Source organism: Streptomyces sp. NPDC046727, from assembly GCF_040645635.1.
In the GTDB taxonomy this organism is placed as follows: domain Bacteria; phylum Actinomycetota; class Actinomycetes; order Streptomycetales; family Streptomycetaceae; genus Streptomyces.
This window is the reverse complement of sequence record NZ_JBEYYR010000008.1, coordinates 37,239-54,006: the sequence shown is the minus strand read 5'-3', so window position 1 is coordinate 54,006 and position 16,768 is coordinate 37,239. Positions and strand designations below refer to the sequence as shown.

Annotated in this window: 17 protein-coding genes; 10 read left to right on the top strand and 7 right to left on the bottom strand. The window is 72.0% G+C overall.

Annotated elements, in window-relative coordinates; translation table 11 throughout:
• Positions 1 to 218: 218 nt before the first annotated feature.
• Together ABZ937_RS12235 and ABZ937_RS12230 are read left to right on the top strand one after the other, a co-directional pair.
• On the top strand, positions 219 to 1,850 hold the full coding sequence (locus tag ABZ937_RS12235; protein WP_361689598.1) for a DUF6777 domain-containing protein: 1,632 nt from the start codon (positions 219 to 221) through the stop codon (positions 1,848 to 1,850).
• Between the two features lie 148 nt (positions 1,851 to 1,998).
• Entirely contained in the window at positions 1,999 to 2,454 is a 456-nt protein-coding gene (locus ABZ937_RS12230) for an ATP-binding protein (RefSeq protein ID WP_361689595.1), read from the top strand.
• 4 nt (positions 2,455 to 2,458) lie between these two features.
• On the opposite strand, the gene ABZ937_RS12225 is transcribed toward ABZ937_RS12230, so the two are convergent.
• Positions 2,459 to 3,349 (bottom strand): RNA polymerase sigma factor SigF, encoded by an 891-nt coding sequence (locus tag ABZ937_RS12225; protein WP_361690164.1) that lies wholly within the window; start codon positions 3,347 to 3,349, stop codon positions 2,459 to 2,461.
• A gap of 289 nt (positions 3,350 to 3,638) precedes the next feature.
• On the opposite strand from ABZ937_RS12225, the gene ABZ937_RS12220 reads away from it, so the two are divergent.
• Together ABZ937_RS12220 and ABZ937_RS12215 are read left to right on the top strand one after the other, a co-directional pair.
• A complete protein-coding gene (locus ABZ937_RS12220) occupies positions 3,639 to 4,034 on the top strand; it encodes a helix-turn-helix transcriptional regulator (protein WP_361689592.1) in 396 nt (131 codons plus the stop codon).
• 140 nt (positions 4,035 to 4,174) lie between these two features.
• The gene (locus ABZ937_RS12215; protein ID WP_361689589.1) at positions 4,175 to 4,657 is read left to right on the top strand and encodes a VOC family protein; all 483 of its coding nucleotides are present in this window, start codon (positions 4,175 to 4,177) and stop codon (positions 4,655 to 4,657) included.
• A 25-nt stretch (positions 4,658 to 4,682) separates the two neighbouring features.
• Here the strand turns inward: ABZ937_RS12215 and ABZ937_RS12210 are convergent, their stop codons facing one another.
• The 4 genes from ABZ937_RS12210 to ABZ937_RS12195 are packed head-to-tail and all read right to left on the bottom strand — an operon-like array spanning position 4,683 to position 9,098.
• Positions 4,683 to 5,603, bottom strand: coding sequence for an aminoglycoside phosphotransferase family protein (locus ABZ937_RS12210; protein ID WP_361689587.1), 921 nt, complete (start codon positions 5,601 to 5,603; stop codon positions 4,683 to 4,685).
• 53 nt (positions 5,604 to 5,656) lie between these two features.
• Entirely contained in the window at positions 5,657 to 6,535 is an 879-nt protein-coding gene (locus ABZ937_RS12205; RefSeq protein WP_361689584.1) for a geranyl diphosphate 2-C-methyltransferase, read from the bottom strand.
• Positions 6,536 to 6,585: 50 nt separating this feature from the next.
• Positions 6,586 to 7,638: a family 2 encapsulin nanocompartment cargo protein terpene cyclase gene (locus ABZ937_RS12200; protein ID WP_361689581.1), complete on the bottom strand. Its 1,053-nt coding sequence runs from the start codon at positions 7,636 to 7,638 to the stop codon at positions 6,586 to 6,588.
• Between the two features lie 17 nt (positions 7,639 to 7,655).
• Positions 7,656 to 9,098: a family 2B encapsulin nanocompartment shell protein gene (locus ABZ937_RS12195; protein WP_361689578.1), complete on the bottom strand. Its 1,443-nt coding sequence runs from the start codon at positions 9,096 to 9,098 to the stop codon at positions 7,656 to 7,658.
• Positions 9,099 to 9,413: 315 nt separating this feature from the next.
• On the opposite strand from ABZ937_RS12195, the gene ABZ937_RS12190 reads away from it, so the two are divergent.
• A complete protein-coding gene (locus tag ABZ937_RS12190; RefSeq protein ID WP_361689575.1) occupies positions 9,414 to 10,208 on the top strand; it encodes a VOC family protein in 795 nt (264 codons plus the stop codon).
• A 34-nt stretch (positions 10,209 to 10,242) separates the two neighbouring features.
• Positions 10,243 to 10,959 (top strand): ribonuclease H, encoded by a 717-nt coding sequence (locus ABZ937_RS12185; protein WP_361689572.1) that lies wholly within the window; start codon positions 10,243 to 10,245, stop codon positions 10,957 to 10,959.
• A 10-nt stretch (positions 10,960 to 10,969) separates the two neighbouring features.
• Here ABZ937_RS12185 and ABZ937_RS12180 read toward each other — a convergent pair whose 3' ends face one another.
• On the bottom strand, positions 10,970 to 11,791 hold the full coding sequence (locus ABZ937_RS12180; protein WP_361689569.1) for a tyrosinase family protein: 822 nt from the start codon (positions 11,789 to 11,791) through the stop codon (positions 10,970 to 10,972).
• Between the two features lie 36 nt (positions 11,792 to 11,827).
• Positions 11,828 to 12,202 carry a tyrosinase cofactor gene (locus ABZ937_RS12175; protein WP_361689567.1) on the bottom strand — a complete coding sequence of 125 codons (375 nt, stop codon included), beginning with the start codon at positions 12,200 to 12,202 and terminating at the stop codon, positions 11,828 to 11,830.
• 334 nt (positions 12,203 to 12,536) lie between these two features.
• On the opposite strand from ABZ937_RS12175, the gene ABZ937_RS12170 reads away from it, so the two are divergent.
• The 4 genes from ABZ937_RS12170 to ABZ937_RS12155 all read left to right on the top strand — a co-directional run bounded on the left by ABZ937_RS12170 (position 12,537) and on the right by ABZ937_RS12155 (position 16,750).
• Positions 12,537 to 13,727 (top strand): FAD-dependent monooxygenase, encoded by a 1,191-nt coding sequence (locus tag ABZ937_RS12170; RefSeq protein WP_361689564.1) that lies wholly within the window; start codon positions 12,537 to 12,539, stop codon positions 13,725 to 13,727.
• Between the two features lie 52 nt (positions 13,728 to 13,779).
• Complete coding sequence (locus ABZ937_RS12165) at positions 13,780 to 14,601, top strand: lipase family protein (protein ID WP_361689561.1); 822 nt, start codon at positions 13,780 to 13,782, stop codon at positions 14,599 to 14,601.
• A gap of 86 nt (positions 14,602 to 14,687) precedes the next feature.
• Positions 14,688 to 16,160 carry an MFS transporter gene (locus ABZ937_RS12160; protein ID WP_361689558.1) on the top strand — a complete coding sequence of 491 codons (1,473 nt, stop codon included), beginning with the start codon at positions 14,688 to 14,690 and terminating at the stop codon, positions 16,158 to 16,160.
• Positions 16,157 to 16,750 (top strand): TetR family transcriptional regulator, encoded by a 594-nt coding sequence (locus ABZ937_RS12155; RefSeq protein WP_361689555.1) that lies wholly within the window; start codon positions 16,157 to 16,159, stop codon positions 16,748 to 16,750. The genes ABZ937_RS12160 and ABZ937_RS12155 overlap by 4 nt, the downstream gene beginning before the upstream one ends.
• Positions 16,751 to 16,768 lie beyond the last annotated feature (18 nt).

Here is a 16,768-nt window from a genome sequence, read left to right as displayed (position 1 = left end):
GCACCAAAAAGGGTTTAGCGGAATTGTGTGAGTAGAGCCACGCGTCGCGACAGGAAGAAGTGCTCGTGAGCGTCGAACCACCGGCCTCCGGCCGCCCCACCGGACCGCCTTCCGGCCCGCTGTCGGGGTCTTCCCGGCCGCCCTCCGGACCGCCGCCCACGCAGCCCCCGCCCGGTGCCACCGGACCTCGGCAGCCGCACGGGCCGTGGTGGAAGTCGGTGCCCCGCGTGGCCGCGCTCACCGCCGTCCTGATCGCCGGCGTGGTCCTCGCGGTGGTCTTCACCCGCTCCGGCGGCGGACCCACCGCCAAGGGCGGCGAGGTCTTCCTGGAGGCCGCCAACAGCACGGGCCAGGACCCGTTCACGGCGTCGACCGCGAACGAGAGCGCCACACGGCCACAGTCCCCCGGCCGCACCACGGCCACGACCCCCGCGCACACCTCGGCCGCGAAACCCACCTCCACGTCGACGGCCACCTCCAGGTCCACGTCCGCGTCCACCGCTCCCTCGGGCTCCGGCTCCGCCGCACCCACCGGACCGGGCACCGGCACGAACGAGGTCCGCGGGGTGGAGGGCGGGGCGCCCGGCCTCTACAGCGGCATCCGGAGCACGCCCAGCTGTGACGTCGAGAAGCAGATCAGAGCCCTGCAGGCCGACCCGCGCAAGAACCGGGCGTTCGCCGCGGAGGCCGGTGTCAAGCCCTCCGGCGTCGCCGCCTACCTCCGCGCCCTCACCTCGGTGCAGCTGCGCGCGGACACCCGCGTCACCAACCACGGGTACCGGGACGGCGCCACCACCGCCTATCAGGCCGTCCTGCAGTCCGGTACCGCCGTCCTCGTCGACGGACACGGCGCGCCCCGGCTGCGCTGCGCCTGCGGCAACCCGCTGACCCAGCCGGTCGCCCAGCGCACCGCGCCGAAGCTGGTCGGCACACGCTGGTCGTCGTACCGGCCCGCGAACGTCGTCGTGGTGATGCCCGCCCCGGTGATCGTCAACATCTTCGTGATCTACGACCCGCGCCACGACGAGTGGCTGCACCGCCACCGCGGCGACGAGCACGGCCGCCACGACCAGCACGGCAAGCCGCCGAAGCACCCCGACCCGTGGAACCGTCCCCTGCCCTGCACGTCCGCCCCGGGTACGACCCGGATGCCGGGCTCCACGATGCAGCCCTGCCCGCCGACCTCGACCAGGACCGGCACCTCGACGTCGTCCGTGTCGTCATCGTCCTCGTCCACGACGTCACCGTCCTCGCCGGCATCGGCGTCCCCGACGTCCTCCTCCTCGTCGCCCACCTCGAAATCGTCGTCGCCGTCCTCGAAGTCGACCCCGCCGTCGTCCAAGTCGTCGTCGCCGTCCTCGAAGTCGCCGTCGTCGGAGTCGGCCTCACCGTCGTCGAAGTCCTCGTCACCCTCCTCGAAGTCGTCGTCACCGTCGTCGGAGTCGGCCCCGCCGTCCTCGAAGTCCTCACCACCCTCCTCGAAGGAGACCCCTCCCTCCTCGAAGTCGACCTCCCCCTCCTCGGAGCCGGCCTCCCCCTCCGAGCCCGCTTCCTCGTCCGCCCCGCCGCCCTCCGCGTCCCCGGGGACCACGTCGCCGTCACGGGAGACGGAGACGCCGGCGACCGAGACCCCGCAGGCCACGCCCCCGTCCACCGAGGCGTCGGTCCCGTCGGCGGGCTCCCCGGCGACCGAGCGGTCCGTCGCCACGCCCCCGTCATCGGCCGCCACCCCGCCGGAGTCGGCGCCCGGCCCGGTCACCCCCCAGACCAGCGAACAGCCGCAGGCACCGACCTCCGAGCCGCAGGCGCCCGCCTCCGAGCCGCAGGAGCCGGGCGGTCCCGAGAGCTGAGCCGGCGCGCTACGGCCCGGCCCGACGGCGTGACGATCGCCACTGTGCGCGGTCCGCGAACGCATCCGGTGGACTGGCGGGCCGGGCTCGGGGTACGAGGACTGGTGCAACAGAGACCGGCCGGACCGGGCATTCCGAGAGAGACAGCATGACCGAACACCTGGGCGGGGCAGTGATACCGACTGGTTTCGACGTACCCGTGGAGCCACTGCGGCGCGCGGCGCACTACACCGGCGAACCCGGATGCATCGCCGAGGCGCGCACCTTCGCGGCCCAGTTCCTCCAGCAACTGCGGACCGAATGGTGCGCCACCGCCGACGGCCGCGCCGACGGCGAACTGCTCCTGATGGTGAGCGAGCTGGTCACCAACGCCGACCAGCACAGCAACGGCCCCTACATCCTGGAGCTGGAGGGCACGGACACCGCGATCGCGGTGTCCGTGTACGACAGCAGCAGCGCCCTGCCCCGCCGCTTCCCGAAGGACCCCCGGCGCGTCGGCCGGCACGGGCTGGAGATCGTGCACGCGCTGGCCTCCCAGGTCACCGTGGAGCGCGTCCCCGTGGGCAAGCGCGTGCGGGCGGTCTTCGAGCTGCGGCGGGACTGAGACGTCAGACGTAGTCGAGTTCGCCGAGCATCCCCTGGCGCAGCCGGGCGATGATCCGCTTGATCAGCCGGGAGACGTGCATCTGGGAGCACCCCAGCCGCTCCCCGATCTCCGCCTGGGTGGCCTCCTCCACGAACCGCAGGTGGATGATCTGCCGGTCACGGTCGCTCAGCTCGGCCATCAGCGGGGCGAGCGCCTGGAAGTCCTCGACGAGCTGCAGACCCTCCTCCTCCACACCGATGAAGTCGGCGAGCACCGCCTCGCCGTCCTCGGGCCCGTCGCCGGTGAGCGCGGCGTCCAGGGAGGCGGAGTTGTAGCCGTTGGAGGCCAGCTGGCCCTCCACCACCTCGTCCTCGGAGATGTTCATCAGGGTTGCCAGCTCGGCGACCGTCGGGTCCCGGTCCAGCCGGCTGGACAGCTCCTCGCGCGCCTTGGCCAGCTCCACGCGCAGCTCCTGGAGCCGGCGCGGCACGTGCACGGCCCACGTGGTGTCCCGGAAGAACCGCTTGATCTCGCCGACGATGTACGGCAGTGCGAAGGACGTGAACTCGACCTCGCGCGAGAGCTCGAACCGGTCGATGGCCTTGATCAGACCGATCATGCCGGTCTGGACGATGTCCTCCATGTCGTCGCCGCGGCCCCGGAAGCGTCCGGCCGCGAACCGCACCAGCGACATGTTCATCTCGATCAGCGTGTTGCGGGCGTACTGGTACTCGTGCGTGCCCTCTTCCAGCTCGGTCAGCCGGCGGAAGAACTGGCGCGACAGCTCCCGCGCGTCCCGCGGGGCGACGGACGACGGGTCCGCGATGCCGGGCAATGCTCCCTCGCCCGTCCTGTCCTGCTCGGTCCCCTCGACGACCTCTGCTTCCGACCGGATCCCGGCGGCGGTGTCCATTCCCTCTCCCACGAAAGTCACGTCGGCTCTCCGGCTGCCTCTTGGGCCTCCGCGTCCGCCCTGTCGTCTGCTCCTTGTCCAGGTCGCGGTCTGCGCGTACCCACTGTGCAGCGGGTCATGCCTCCCGCAGAGCCGCTCACGGCGCGGGTACCCACGGTGACGCCCCGCATGCGCCGCCCGTGCCGCTCTGGCGTGAATCGGCTGCCCCGGACCCCGGTCGGGGACGGATTTCCCTCAGGGCGCAACGCCGGGCCCTTGTCCCGGGCCGCACCGCACCTAGGCTGACGGGATGACCGACCCGGTGAGCGACGAAGCCCGAGTGATCCCCCTGCGACCGGCGCCCGCCCGCCCGGCCGCGCCGGAACCCGAGCCCGCCCCCAGGGAACCCCTCTGGCGTGATCTGGTCGGCGAGGTGCTGCGCCGCGAGCGGCAGGCGCAGGAACGCACGCTCAAGGACGTGGCCGACACGGCCCGGATCTCACTGCCCTACCTGTCGGAGATCGAGCGCGGCCGCAAGGAGGCGTCCTCCGAGGTCCTCGCCGCCGCCGCGCACGCGCTCGGCCTGGGCCTCGGGGAACTCCTGTCGCTGACGCACGGCGAGCTGACCCGGCGCACCGCCGGTGCGGTGCGCCGGCCCGCCGCCGTGCCGTACCGGTCGTACCAAGGTCTCTGCCTGGCCGCCTGACGCTCTGTGCGGAGGTCATGATCCGGATGGCAGGGGGACGCTCTTTCACCCGTTCGGATGATCCGGCGGCCCGGCCGATGAGTTTCGGGCCGGGCGGCGGTCCCTACCCCTGACCGCGTTCCACGCCCCAGGAGGTGCTCATGACCACCGACGGATTCATCACGTGTCTCTGGTTCGACGGCCAGGCGGAGGAGGCCGCGCAGTTCTACGTGTCGATCTTCAAGGACTCCGGCATCGGGCGCGTCGTCCGGTGGACCGAGTCGGGGCCGGGTCCGGCCGGCTCCGTGCTGACCGTGGAGTTCACGGCCAACGGCCAGAAGTTCGTCGCGCTCAACGGCGGCCCGGAGTTCACCTTCAACGAGGCGATCTCCTTCCAGATCCTCTGCGCCGACCAGGACGAGATCGACCACTACTGGACGAAGCTCACCGAGGACGGCGGCGAGGGCGGCCCCTGCGGCTGGCTCAAGGACAAGTACGGCGTCTCCTGGCAGGTCGTCTACGCCCGGCTGCTCGACATGATCGGCGACCCGGACCAGGAGAAGGCCGCGCGCGCCACCAAGGCCATGATGGGCATGGGCAAGCTGGACGCCGCGGCCCTGGAGCAGGCGTACGCGGGGGAGTGACAGCCTCCGGCGGGCCGGGGCGCCGTCACTCGGCCCGCCGCCCTGCCTCGGCGAGGATCTCGGCGATCACATGCCGGGAGTTCTCCGCCAGGGCCGGGTTGGTGTCCCAGTAGTACGGCAGCTGGATCAGGGACACGGACAGCGCCCAGCCCCGCCCGCGCGCCCACTGCGCGTCATCGGCGCCGACGGCCTTGCGGAAGGCGTCCCGGGCGGTCGCGGGCAGCAGGTTCCAGGCCACGATCAGATCCACGGCGGGGTCACCGGCCCCGGCGGTGGCGAAATCGATCACGGCGCTGAGCCGGCCCCCGTCGACCAGCACGTTCCCGGGAGACAGGTCCCCATGGGCCCACACCGGCGGCCCGCTGTGCTCCGGGGCCCGCAGCGCCTGCTCCCAGCAGGCCGTGACCGCGCCGGTGTCGACCCTCCCGCCCAGCTCGGCGATGGCCGCGCGGGTGGGTTCGTCCCGGTCCCGCAGCGGCCCGGACCGGTAACCGGGCGGGACGTCCCGCGGGGCGATCCGGCGCAGCGCGCGCACGAACGCCCCGAGATCCCCGGCGAGCCGCTCCGGCTGCTCGACGGCTCCGGCCACCGGGTTACGGCCCTCCAGCCAGCGGTAGACGGACCAGGGCCACGGGAAGTCCTCGTCCGCCTCGCCCGCCCCCAGCGGCTCGGGCACCGCCACCGGCAGCAGCGGCCCGAGCCGGGGGAGCCATCGCCGCTCGTGCAGTACGTCCGGTACGGCGGAGGGGCGCCGGGGCAGCCGTACCACGAGGTCGGTGCCCAGCCGGAACACGGCGTTCTCGGTCCCGGAGGACGGGAGGCGCCGTACGGGCAGCGCGGCCCACTCCGGGAACCGTCGGGCGATCAGGCGATGGACCAGCGGGGCGTCGAGGTCGATCTCGTCCGCGTGCATGCGCGGCGGTCGCAGGCTGTCGTAGGCACTCATCGGAGGCCATCCCAGCGTCTTGACGCCCTCGCTGTCGACGGAATTACCTGGGCTCAGACCCGGTCGGCCACGATGAGCAGGTACTGGAAGCTGCCGTTGCGGTACGCGGACAGGAAGGTGTCCTCGATGCCGGTGACCAGGTGGTCCGCCTCCTTGCGCAGTTCCCAGTAGGGGATCGTCGCCTCGGTCAGGTCCTCGACGTGGACCGGCACCAGCCGGTTGCGGGACATCGCGCGGAAGTACGCGGACCGTGGGTGGATGTCGCAGATGTAGTGCGCGTTGATCAGCGACACCTCGCGGGACGCCTGCCCGTAGGTGTCGTTGTAGCAGCCGGTGATCACGACGTAGCGTCCGCCGCGGCGCAGCAGCCGGGCGTGCTCGGCGAACAGCAGGTCCAGCTCGACGTACATGGTGGACTCGTTGTTCCAGGACGCCGCGTACGCGCCGGTCTCGAAGCCGGTGTCGAGCATGTTGCGGTGGTGGTAGCGCACCTTGTCGTCGATGCCCCGCGCGCGGGCCTGCGCGCCCGCGAACTCCGCCTGCTTCGCCGAGATGGTGACACCGTCGGCGTGGCAGCCGTACCGCAGATGCGCCACGACGCTGCCGCCGCCGCGGCCGCAGCCGGCGTCGAACACCCGGTCGGCGGGGGAGAGCGGCCCGAGGTGGGAGGCGAGCAGCTCGGCCTGGGCGTGCTCCAGGCGGTGCAGTTCGCCGGTGATGAGGTCCCGTCGCCGGCCGGGATCGGGCTCGTCGAGCATCGAGCGGTCGGCGGCCCCGATGCCGTAGTGATGGTGGTACAGGTCGTCGATCTTGCCCAGTTCGAGGTTGACCGGGTTCTCCTCGGCGTTCCAGTACTCCGCGACGCGGTTCTGGTACGTGGACTGGGCCGGCACCGGGACGGCTGCGATCCGGGCTGCGGGGGCGGTCGTCAAGGGTGACTCCTCGTTGCACATGTGACGGTGATCCGTTGAACGCGTGGCTGTTACCAGTAGTCGGGCAGGTGGTAGCGGTGCGTGTTGGTGGCGTGCCACTCGTGGTTGCCGGCCACCCAGGCCGCAAGGCCCTGGGCGTAGCGCTCCACGAGGGGTGAGGTGGCGGAGAGCAGGGCCGACTCCTCCTCGAAGGCCTCCATGATCCGGTTGTGGATCTCGACGGACTTCAGGTAGGCGGCCTTGAGCCCGCGCCGCTCGTTGGCGGCGACGACCTGCGGCAGATTGAGGTGGTCCGGGTCGCTCGCCAGCTCTTTGGTGAAGGAGTACAGGTCGTTGACGATGGTGGTGGCGTTGCAGGCGAGGGCCGTGATCCGCTGGATCTCGGGGCGGGCGTAGATCGGTTCGGGCAGTTCGTAGCCGTCCACCGCGTCGACGATCGACAGACAGGGCCGGAAGTTGTTGAACTGCCGCATCACCAGGTACTCCCAGATCCGCGGCTTGTAGCCGGTCTCCATCCAGGCGGCCTCGCCCAGGTAGCCGAGGTGCAGCCGGGCCATGTCGTGCACGAACCGGTCGGTCTGGCTGGGCGTGGCGAACAGGGCGAAGTCGGCCAGCGCGAAGTGGTAAGAGCGCAGCGGACCGTCGGCCCGGATGCCCTCGCGCCACCCCTCCTCCACCTCCGGGACGCCGTGGTACGGGTCCAGCGCGGACTGGGCGATGATCAGCGGGCCGCCCAGACCGCGCCGCGATCCGCCCCGGCCCTCGTCCTCCTCGCAGTAGCAGGAGTCGACGATGTTCTCGGCGAGCAGCAGCTTCCCGGCGGCCGTCAGCCGGTCCAGGTCGAGGGCGCCCGGATGCTGCAGCACGACGGCCCGGCCGAACTGGAAGCCGGAGAAGTCCCCCTTCCACGCCTCGGGGAACAGGTCGAGACCGCGGGCCCAGGTCTCCAGCCGGCGGTCGACCTCGGCGGCCTTCGCCGGGTCGGCGGGGGCGGCCTTCTGGTGGCGCAGGCCGGGAATGGTCCCGGTCCGCCGGTCCCGGCGCAGGCTCCGGGCGATGTCGGGCGGTCCGGGCAGCCGGTAGGAGGGGGTCGGTGTACTCATGGACGTGCTCCCGGCCGTCACTCGGCCGTCCGGCCGACCTGGACGTTCTCCAGGATCCCGGCCGCGTCGGGCACCAGGATGGCCAGCGAGTAGTAGGCCGTGACGAGGTAGTTGATGATCGCGGCGCTGTCGATCCCCATGAAGCGGATGTTCAGACCCGGCTGGTACTCCTCGGGGATGCCGGTCTGGTAGAGACCGATCACGCCCTGGTCGGCCTCGCCGGTGCGCAGCGCGATGATGCTGCTGGTGTGGTTCCCGGTGATCGGGATCTTGCTGCACGGGAAGATCGGCACCCCGCGCCAGGCGGGCACCTCGTGACCGTCGACGCTCGCCGTGCCGGGCACCAGACCCCGCTTGTTGCACTGCCGGAAGAAGGCCGCGATCGCCTTCGGATGGGCGAGGAACACCTTCGTCTTGCGCCGCATCGACAGCAGCTCGTCCATGTCGTCCGGTGTCGGCGGCCCCGTGAACGTGCTGATCCGCTGGCTGTAGTCGACGTTGTGCAGGAGTCCGAACTCCCGGTTGTTGACCAGCTCCCACTCCTGCCGCTCGCGGATCTCCTCCACGGTCAGCCGCAGCTGCTGGGCGGTCTGGTCCATCGGGTCGTTGTAGAGGTCGGCGACCCGGGTGTGCACCCGCAGCACGGTCTGGGTGAGCGACAACTCGTACTCGCGCGGGGCGAGTTCGTAGTCGACGAAGCCGCCCGGCAGGGTCGGCTCGCCCACATGGCCGGCCTGGACGGGCACCTCCGCCTCGCCCTTGCGGTTCATCGGCCGCTGCTGCCGCTCGACGTACGCCGCCAGGTGGGCCGCGAGGGACGGCACCCGCTCGGTGAACTCCTCCACGACCGCCCAGGGCAGCGCCAGCACCACACCGGCGGTCTCCGCCCGTACGGAGGTCAGCCACAGCGGATCGGACTGGCCGACCGCCTCGTCGCCCATCTGGTCGCCGTCGCTGACGACGCCGACGATCTCCTCGTCGCCGTACTTGCCGTGGGCGTAGCGGGTGAAGCGGCCGTGCGCCACGAGGTAGGCCTCGGTGACCGGCTGTCCCGCCTCGAACAGCACCTGACCCGGGCGGACCTCCCGGGGCCGGAAGCGGCCGGCGACCTCCCGCAGTACGTCGATGTCGGGGTAGCCGCGCAGGATCGGCAGCTCGGTCAGGGTCTCAGGGATGACCCGGATGTCGTCGGCGCCGTTCTGCTCGAAGTGCACGCGCCCGCGGCCGGTGCGCAGCTGCAGACGCCGGTTGACCCGGTAGGTGCCGCCCCGGATGTCCACCCACGGCAGGGTCTTCAGCAGCCATCGCGAGGTGATGGCCTGCATCTGCGGTTCGGACTTGGTGGTGGTGGTGAGCTGGCGGGCCGCCCGGGTGCTCAGGCTGGTGAGCTGAGCGTCTGCCGGGGACGCGGGGTCGGGTTCGTCGACTGCGGAACCGGTGGCGATGTCCGGAGTGGACACATTCCCTCCTGCGGAGAGGCGGACAGGGGTGATGTGGATCGGTCGGCGGTGCGCGGGGTGCCGGAGTGCTCGGACCAGCCAAACAGGGCGCGTGATGTCCCGGTACGGCGTGAAAGGGGCGCCCTTGATCACCGCGTGGTGCAAACCTGTCCCTGAGGGCGTTCCGTGCCGGGTGGGCGAGCGCGCGCCGGACGTTCGCCTCCACGCCCCGGGGCACCCGGGGTTTGGGCCCGCCGGTGCTCGGCGCGCGGCCCGACGGCAGGATGGCTAGCGTGATGTACCGGGACAAATCAGCTGAGCGAGAGGGCCCCGACCATGGCTGTGCAACCCGAAGGAACACCCTGTTGGGCCGATGCGATGTTCAGCGACATCGACGGAGCGAAGAGGTTCTACGGCGATGTTCTCGGCTGGACCTTCGGCGAGTCGTCGTCGGAGTACGGCAACTACACACAGGCCTACGTGGACGGCAGGGCCGTGGCGGCCGTCGTCCCGCCCATGCCCGGCCAGGAGGGCGCGTCGCAGTGGTGCCTGTACCTCGCCTCGCCGGACGCCGCGGCCACCGCGGAGAAGATCCGGCAGAACGGCGGCGAGGTGCTGATGGAGCCGATGCGGGTCGGCGAGTTCGGCACGATGTGCCTGGCCCGGGAGCCCAGCGGAGCCGTGTTCGGTGTGTGGCAGGCGGGCACCCACGAGGGCTTCGAGGCGACGGCCACGCCCGGCGCCTACTGCTGGGCCGAGGTCTTCACCCGTGAGCCGGAGCAGGCGGACACCTTCCTCTCCGCCGTCTTCCCGTACCGGATGAAGGAGATCGAGGACGAGTCGGTGGACTTCCGGATGTTCGACATCGGCGAGGACACCGTGCTCGGCCGGATGCGGATGACCGACGACTTCCCGCCCGAGGTGCCGTCGTACATCAACGTCTATTTCACCGTCGACGACTGCGACGCGGCCGTCGACCGGGCCACCAAGCTCGGCGCCGTCCTCAACTTCGGGCCGATGAGCAGTCCCTTCGGCCGCTTCGCGGCACTCGGCGACCCCCAGGGCGCGAACTTCTCGGTGATCGACATCACGACCACCGAGGGTGAGATGCCGAAGGTCAAGGACGTCTGACCCGTCCCGGAACGGCGCTCCGCGCGACCATGGCATGATCGAGCCCATGCGTGAACGTGTGGTGGCCGCGTGCGACGGGGCTTCGAAGGGAAACCCCGGGCCGGCCGGATGGGCGTGGGTGGTCTCGGACGACGACGAGCGGACCCCCGCCCGGTGGGAGGCGGGCCCGCTCGGCCGGGCCACCAACAACGTCGCCGAACTCACGGCCCTGGAGCGACTGCTCACGGCCGTCGACCCGGACGTGCCGCTGGAGATCCGGATGGACTCCCAGTACGCGATGAAGGCCGTCACCACCTGGCTGCCGGGCTGGAAGCGCAACGGCTGGAAGACGGCGGCCGGCAAGCCCGTGGCCAACCAGGACCTGGTCGTCCGCATCGACGAACTCCTCGGCGGCCGGTCCGTCGAGTTCCGCTACGTGCCCGCCCACCAGGTCGACGGCGACCCGCTGAACGACTTCGCCGACCGCGCGGCCAGCCAGGCGGCCTCCGTCCAGGAGTCGGCCGGCAGCGCGCTCGGCTCGCCGGAACCCCCGCCGTCGCCCGACACCCCGGCGGCCGGGGCAGTGCGCCGGAAGGCGCCCCGCCGCACCGGCGGCGCGTCCTCCCGCACCGGCGACGGCGCGTCCTCGCGCACCATCAAGGCGAAGTTCCCCGGCCGCTGCCTGTGCGGCCGGGCCTACGCGGCCGGCGAGAAGATCGCCAAGAACGCGCAGGGCTGGGGCCACCCGGAGTGCCGCACCGCCGAGGCCTGACCGGGCCCGGTCAGACGTCGAACGTGTAGTGCGCGGTGTGGTCCAGCATGTCCGCCGGGCGCACGGTGTTCCACGGCTTCATGGTGTCGTTCAGGTCCACCACGTCCGGCGTGCCGCCCGTCGGCACATAGCCGGCGCCCGGGTGCCGCCGCTGCCACTCCGCCCACAGCTTGTCCACGAAGGCGTGGTGCAGCCAGAACACCGGGTCGTTGGGCGACACGCCGGTGGCCATCTGCCCGCCGACCCAGACGTGCACCCGGTTGTGCAGGTTGACCCCGCGCCAGCCCTCCAGGTGGTTCCGGAAGCCGTCCGAGGCGCTGTTGTACGGCGCCATGTCGTACGTCGCCATCGACAGCACCGACTCCACCTCGGCGCGCGTCGGCAGCTCGCGCACGCCCGTGCCGAGCGAGCGGCGCAGGAACGTACGGCCGTCGACACGCACGTTGACCGACCAGTTGCCGCTGGACGCGGCGAACGGGCCGTCCATCACCCGGCCGTCGCTGCTGCGCCCGGTGCCGCCGAGGAAGTCGGGTGCCCACAGCGAGGCACGCACCGTACGGTCGGTGCTCCAGTCCCAGTAGGGCAGCGCCACCGAGGGGTCCACGGACTGCAGCGCCTGCTCGAAGTCCAGCAGGAATCTGCGGTGCCAGGGCAGGAAGGAGGGCGAGCGGTGGCCGGTCCGCTCGCCGTTGTCGGTGTCCGCCATGATGAACTCGTTGTGTGTGCGGACGAAGTCGTCGTAGCGCCCGTTGCGCTTCAGTTCGAGGACGGCGGCGACGAAACGACGCTTCTCGTCGGCGGTCAGGGTGGCCTGGTTCTTGCGTACGGTCATGGTGCGTGGTGCTCCGGAAGTCCTTGCGGGGGGCGGTCAGTTGGCGGGGAACGGCAGCAGCGGGGCGCCCTGCAGCTCGTCCACCGCGGCACGCGCGGCGGCGCGCGGGGTGGCGACCGGGTCGTAGTGGCTGACGACGCTGATCCAGCTGCCGTCGGCGTTGCGCATCACATGCAGCTGCACGCCGTCGACGAACACCTCGTATCCGCCGCCGTGTTCGTGGTGGTGTCCGCCGCCGCTCGCCGGACGGCCCTGTATCCGGCGGCCCTTGTAGACCTCGTCGAAGGACGTGGGCGCGGTGTGGTCGTGGCCGGCCGCCGACGCGGCGGGCGCGGCGAGGGTGACGACCGAGGCGGTCGCGGCGACGGCGGCTGCCGCGGTGAGCGCGCGGCGCCGGGTGATGTCGGGCATGCGGGGTCCTCCTGAAGAGTGGTCCGGTGGTGACGACGCATGCCTATCGGGACGTCCAGGAGCGGAAGAAATCGCCCGGAACCGGTTGGCTGGGATCCGGACAATTAGCCACATGTCGTACAGAGTTGAACCAAGATGATCTTGCTGTGGCAGTGGGTCGATCCGACCCGGAATAGGGAATTCCTTGCCGGGCCGTCCGGCTTTCCGGTGATCCTTTCCGGCTGCCGTCCGTCCGAGTGGTGCGGCTCACCACGCCAAACTGACGCGATCAAGGGGGTGTGCGAGCCTGCTACCCTCCGGTGCCGTTCGATCACGTCCGGTGACTGTCAGGGGTGTGCACGTGAAGGTCGTCTGTGTCGGAGGGGGGCCCGCGGGCCTCTACCTCGCCATCCTGCTCAAGCGGCAGGACCCGTCCCATGACATCACCGTCCATGAACGCAACCCCGAGGGCTCCACCTACGGCTGGGGTGTCACCTACTGGCGCGGTCTCCTCGACAAGCTCCGGGAGCACGACCCCGACTCGGCGCGGGAGGTCGAGACCCACTCCGTCCGCTGGAGCGACGGCATCGCCCATGTACGGGACCTGACGACCCGCCACCAGGGCGACCAGGGCTTCGGGATCGGCCGGCACCGGCTGCTCGACCTGCTCGCCGGCCGGGCCCGCGCCCTCGGCGTCCGCCTGGAGTACGAGAGCGAGCTGACGGAGCCGCCCGCCGGCGCGGACCTCGTGGTCGCCGCCGACGGCGTGCACAGCGCCCTGCGCACCCGCCACGCCGACCGCTTCGGCACCCGGATCAGCTCCGGCCGCAACCACTACATCTGGCTCGGCACCACCAGGGTCTTCGACTCCTTCACCTTCGCCTTCACCGAGACCGAGCACGGCTGGATCTGGGCCTACGGCTACGGCTACAGCGCCGACCACAGCACCTGTGTCGTCGAGTGCGCCCCGGAGACCTTCACCGGCCTCGGCCTGGACCGCGCCGACGAGGGGGAGGGCCTCGCCCTGCTGGAGAAGCTCTTCGCCGACGTCCTCGACGGCCACCCGCTGATCGCCCGCTCCGGCGCCTCCTGGCTGCACTTCCGCACCCTCACCAACCGCAGCTGGCACCACGGCAACCTGGTCCTGCTCGGCGACGCGGCCCACACCACCCACTACTCCATCGGCGCCGGGACCACCCTCGCCCTGGAGGACGCCATGTGCCTGGCCGGCGCCCTGCGCGAGCACTCCGGCCTGCCCGAGGCCCTCGCCGCCTACGAGCGCCGCCGCCAGGCCGAGCTGCTGTCCGTGCAGAGCGCGGCCCGCTACAGCGCCCAGTGGTACGAGAACCTGCCCCGCTACATCCACCTGCCTCCGCACCGGATGTTCGCCCTGCTCGGCCAGCGCCACTCGCCGCTGCTGCCGTACGTGCCGCCGCAGCTGTACTACGGCCTGGACAAGGCGGCCGGACAGCTGGAGGTGCTGCGCCGGCTCAAGCGCTGGCTCGGCCCCCGCGCCGCCCGCGCCCTGCACGCCCGCCGGCACTAGCCGGCGCCACCCGTCCTCCACACCCCCACCGGCCGCACCGAAGGAGCCCCCCATGGCCGTACCCGTCTCGTTCGACCACACCTCGACCGGCTACAGCCTCCAGCGCGCCTACTGGCTGGCCCGCGCGGCCGAGCTGGCCTACAAGGAACCGGCCGCCATCGAGGAGCAGGCCGCCCAGTGGGGCTTCGAGGAGGTGCGCCACCACCACACTCGCTTCACCCCGCCCTTCCCGCTCCAGGACACCCAGGCCTACACCCTGGCGAGCGACCGGATGATCGTCACCGCGTTCCGCGGCACCGAGCCCGCTCAGATCAAGGACTGGCTCTCCGACGCGACCACCCCGCCCCGGCCCGGCCCCGGCGGCAACGGCTACGTCCACCACGGCTTCGCCCAGGCCCTGGAGTCCGTCTACCCGGCCGTCCACGACACGCTCGCCGAACTGCGCACCGACGGGCAGAGCGTCTACTTCACCGGGCACAGCCTCGGCGGAGCGCTCGCGATGCTGGCCGGCGCCCGCCTCTACCTGGAGGAGCCGCACCTGGCCGCCGACGGCGTCTACACCTACGGCCAGCCCCGCACCTGCGACCGGCTGCTGGCCGAGGCGTTCCACAAGGGCTTCGGCGGCCGGATGTACCGCTTCGTCAACAACAACGACATCGTCCCGCAGCTCCCGCCGGAGCCCGCCTTCACCCACGTCAGGGCGCTGCGCTACTTCGACTCCAAGGGCAGGCTGCACGAATCGATGCCGGTGCTGTCGGCGCTGGGCGACCGGGCCAAGGGCCTGACCGCGGACCCGTTCGCGCCCACCGCCGACGGCGTCCGCGACCACTTCATGCACAACTACCTGGCCGCCCTGGAGAAGAACCTGGCCTGACCACCCGTTCCTGTTGGTGAATGGCCATTCACCAGATAGGGTGAATAGTCATTCACCTTATATCCGTGCCGCCCGCAGGAGCGCCGATGGACCAGCCCGCCCCGATATCCCCGCCGCCCCGAACGCGCGACCGGTTCACCATCCCGGTGCTGGCGTCGGGCGGCATCCTCATGGCGGTCATGCAGACCGTGGTCGTACCCCTGCTGCCCGACCTGCCCCGGCTCACCGGCGCGTCCGCCGCCACCGTCTCCTGGACGGTCACCGCGACCCTGCTCTCCGGTGCCGTCCTCACCCCGGTCCTCGGCCGGGCCGGCGACATGTACGGCAAGCGCCGGGTGCTCACCGCCGCGCTCGCCCTGATGACCGTCGGCTCGGTCCTGTGCGCGCTCTCCTCCGACATCCGCGTGCTCATCGCCGCCCGCGCGCTCCAGGGCGCCGCCGCCTCCGTCGTCCCGCTCTCCATCAGCATCCTGCGCGACGAACTCCCGCCGGAGCGCCGGGGCTCGGCGGTGGCGCTGATGAGTTCCACCGTCGGCATCGGCGCCGCGCTCGGCCTGCCGCTCGCCGCGCTGGTCGTGCAGTACGCCGACTGGCACACCATGTTCTGGCTGACCAGCGCCCTGGGCGCGGCGGGCGTCGCGGCGACCTGGTGGGCGGTGCGGGAGTCGCCGGTGCGCGAGCCCGGACGGTTCGACGTCGCCGGCGCCCTGGGCCTCGCCGCCGGGCTGGTCTGCCTGCTGCTCGGCGTCTCCCAGGGCGGCACCTGGGGCTGGGGGAGCGCGCGGGTCCTCGGGCTGTTCCTCGGGGCCGCCGTCGTCCTCGCCGTGTGGTGCCGGCAGCAGCTGCGCACCGCCCGGCCGCTGGTCGACCTCAGGCTGGTCACCCGGCCCCGCGTGGGCCTGTCCCATGTCGCCGCCCTGCTGACCGGGTTCGCCTTCTACGCCAACTCCCTGGTCACCGCCCAGCTGGTGCAGGCGCCGAAGGCCACCGGGTACGGCCTCGGCCTGTCCATCGTCGCCACCGGCCTCTGCCTGCTGCCCGGCGGTGTCACCATGCTGCTGTTCTCCCCGCTGTCGGCCCGCATCTCGGCCGCGCGCGGGCCACGGATCACGCTCGCGCTGGGCGCCGCCGTCATCGCCTGCGGGTACGCGCTGCGCATCGCCGACAGCCGCGACCTGTGGATGATCATCCTGGGGGCCACCGTGGTGGCGACCGGCACCACACTCGCCTACTCCGCGCTGCCGACCCTGATCCTGCGCGCCGTACCGGCCGCCCAGACCGCGTCCGCGAACGGCGTCAACGTCCTCATGCGCACCATCGGCCAGGCCGTCTCCAGCGCCGCCGTCGCCGCCGTCCTCGTCCACCACAGCAGCCCTCTCGGCGGCGTCCCCGTGCCCACCCTGCGCGGCTACCAGCTCGCCTTCGCCGTGGCGGGCGCCGTGGCCCTCGCGGCCTGCGCGGCGGCCCTGTCCATCCCGGGCGACGGCCCCTCCCGTCCCGCCCGGCGGGCCCCCGGTGCCACCCGGGGCGCCCGCGACGAGGCGATGGAGGGAGCATGAGGACCATGACCACGCCACCCGGTGAGGTGCCCGCCCCCGCACGCCGGGACGCCGAGGCCACCAAGGCCGCCATCCTGAAGGCCGCCCGCCATCTCCTGGCCCGGCACGCCCACGCCGACATCACCCTCAAGGCCGTCGCCGACCGGGCCGGCGTCAGCCCGCCGCTGATCCTGAAGTACTTCGGCAACAAGGACGCCCTGTTCGCCCGCGTGATGTCCTTCGACACCGACGCCGACGCCCTGCTGGACGCCCCGCTGGACGGCCTCGGCCGGCACATGGTCCGGCACGTGCTGTCCAGCCAGCGCGAGCGGGGCGCCGACCCGCTGCTGCGGATCGCCTTCGCCCCGCTGCACGGCGACCACGGCGACGTCCTGCGCGCCAACTTCCGCGCCCAGGTGACCGAACGCCTCGCCGCCCGGCTCACCGGCCCCGACGCGGGCCTGCGCGCCGAACTCGCCGTCGCCGCCCTCGTGGGCCTCGGCGTGATGTACGGCATCGCCCGCGGCCCGCACCTGCGCGGCACCGACGCCGACGCCGTCGCCGACCGCTACGGGCCCGCCGTACAGGAGCAGCTGACACCCGGGCGGTGAGTCACCGGGCGGCTTCCG

Coding starts and splice junctions, on each gene's coding strand:
- ABZ937_RS12230 (WP_361689595.1), top strand. CDS start 1,999: ATGACCGAACACCTGGGCGGGGCAGTGATACCGACTGGTTTCGACGTA.
- ABZ937_RS12225 (WP_361690164.1), bottom strand. CDS start 3,349: ATGGACACCGCCGCCGGGATCCGGTCGGAAGCAGAGGTCGTCGAGGGG.
- ABZ937_RS12220 (WP_361689592.1), top strand. CDS start 3,639: ATGACCGACCCGGTGAGCGACGAAGCCCGAGTGATCCCCCTGCGACCG.
- ABZ937_RS12215 (WP_361689589.1), top strand. CDS start 4,175: ATGACCACCGACGGATTCATCACGTGTCTCTGGTTCGACGGCCAGGCG.
- ABZ937_RS12210 (WP_361689587.1), bottom strand. CDS start 5,603: ATGAGTGCCTACGACAGCCTGCGACCGCCGCGCATGCACGCGGACGAG.
- ABZ937_RS12200 (WP_361689581.1), bottom strand. CDS start 7,638: ATGAGTACACCGACCCCCTCCTACCGGCTGCCCGGACCGCCCGACATC.
- ABZ937_RS12190 (WP_361689575.1), top strand. CDS start 9,414: ATGGCTGTGCAACCCGAAGGAACACCCTGTTGGGCCGATGCGATGTTC.
- ABZ937_RS12185 (WP_361689572.1), top strand. CDS start 10,243: ATGATCGAGCCCATGCGTGAACGTGTGGTGGCCGCGTGCGACGGGGCT.
- ABZ937_RS12180 (WP_361689569.1), bottom strand. CDS start 11,791: ATGACCGTACGCAAGAACCAGGCCACCCTGACCGCCGACGAGAAGCGT.
- ABZ937_RS12175 (WP_361689567.1), bottom strand. CDS start 12,202: ATGCCCGACATCACCCGGCGCCGCGCGCTCACCGCGGCAGCCGCCGTC.
- ABZ937_RS12165 (WP_361689561.1), top strand. CDS start 13,780: ATGGCCGTACCCGTCTCGTTCGACCACACCTCGACCGGCTACAGCCTC.
- ABZ937_RS12160 (WP_361689558.1), top strand. CDS start 14,688: ATGGACCAGCCCGCCCCGATATCCCCGCCGCCCCGAACGCGCGACCGG.
- ABZ937_RS12155 (WP_361689555.1), top strand. CDS start 16,157: ATGAGGACCATGACCACGCCACCCGGTGAGGTGCCCGCCCCCGCACGC.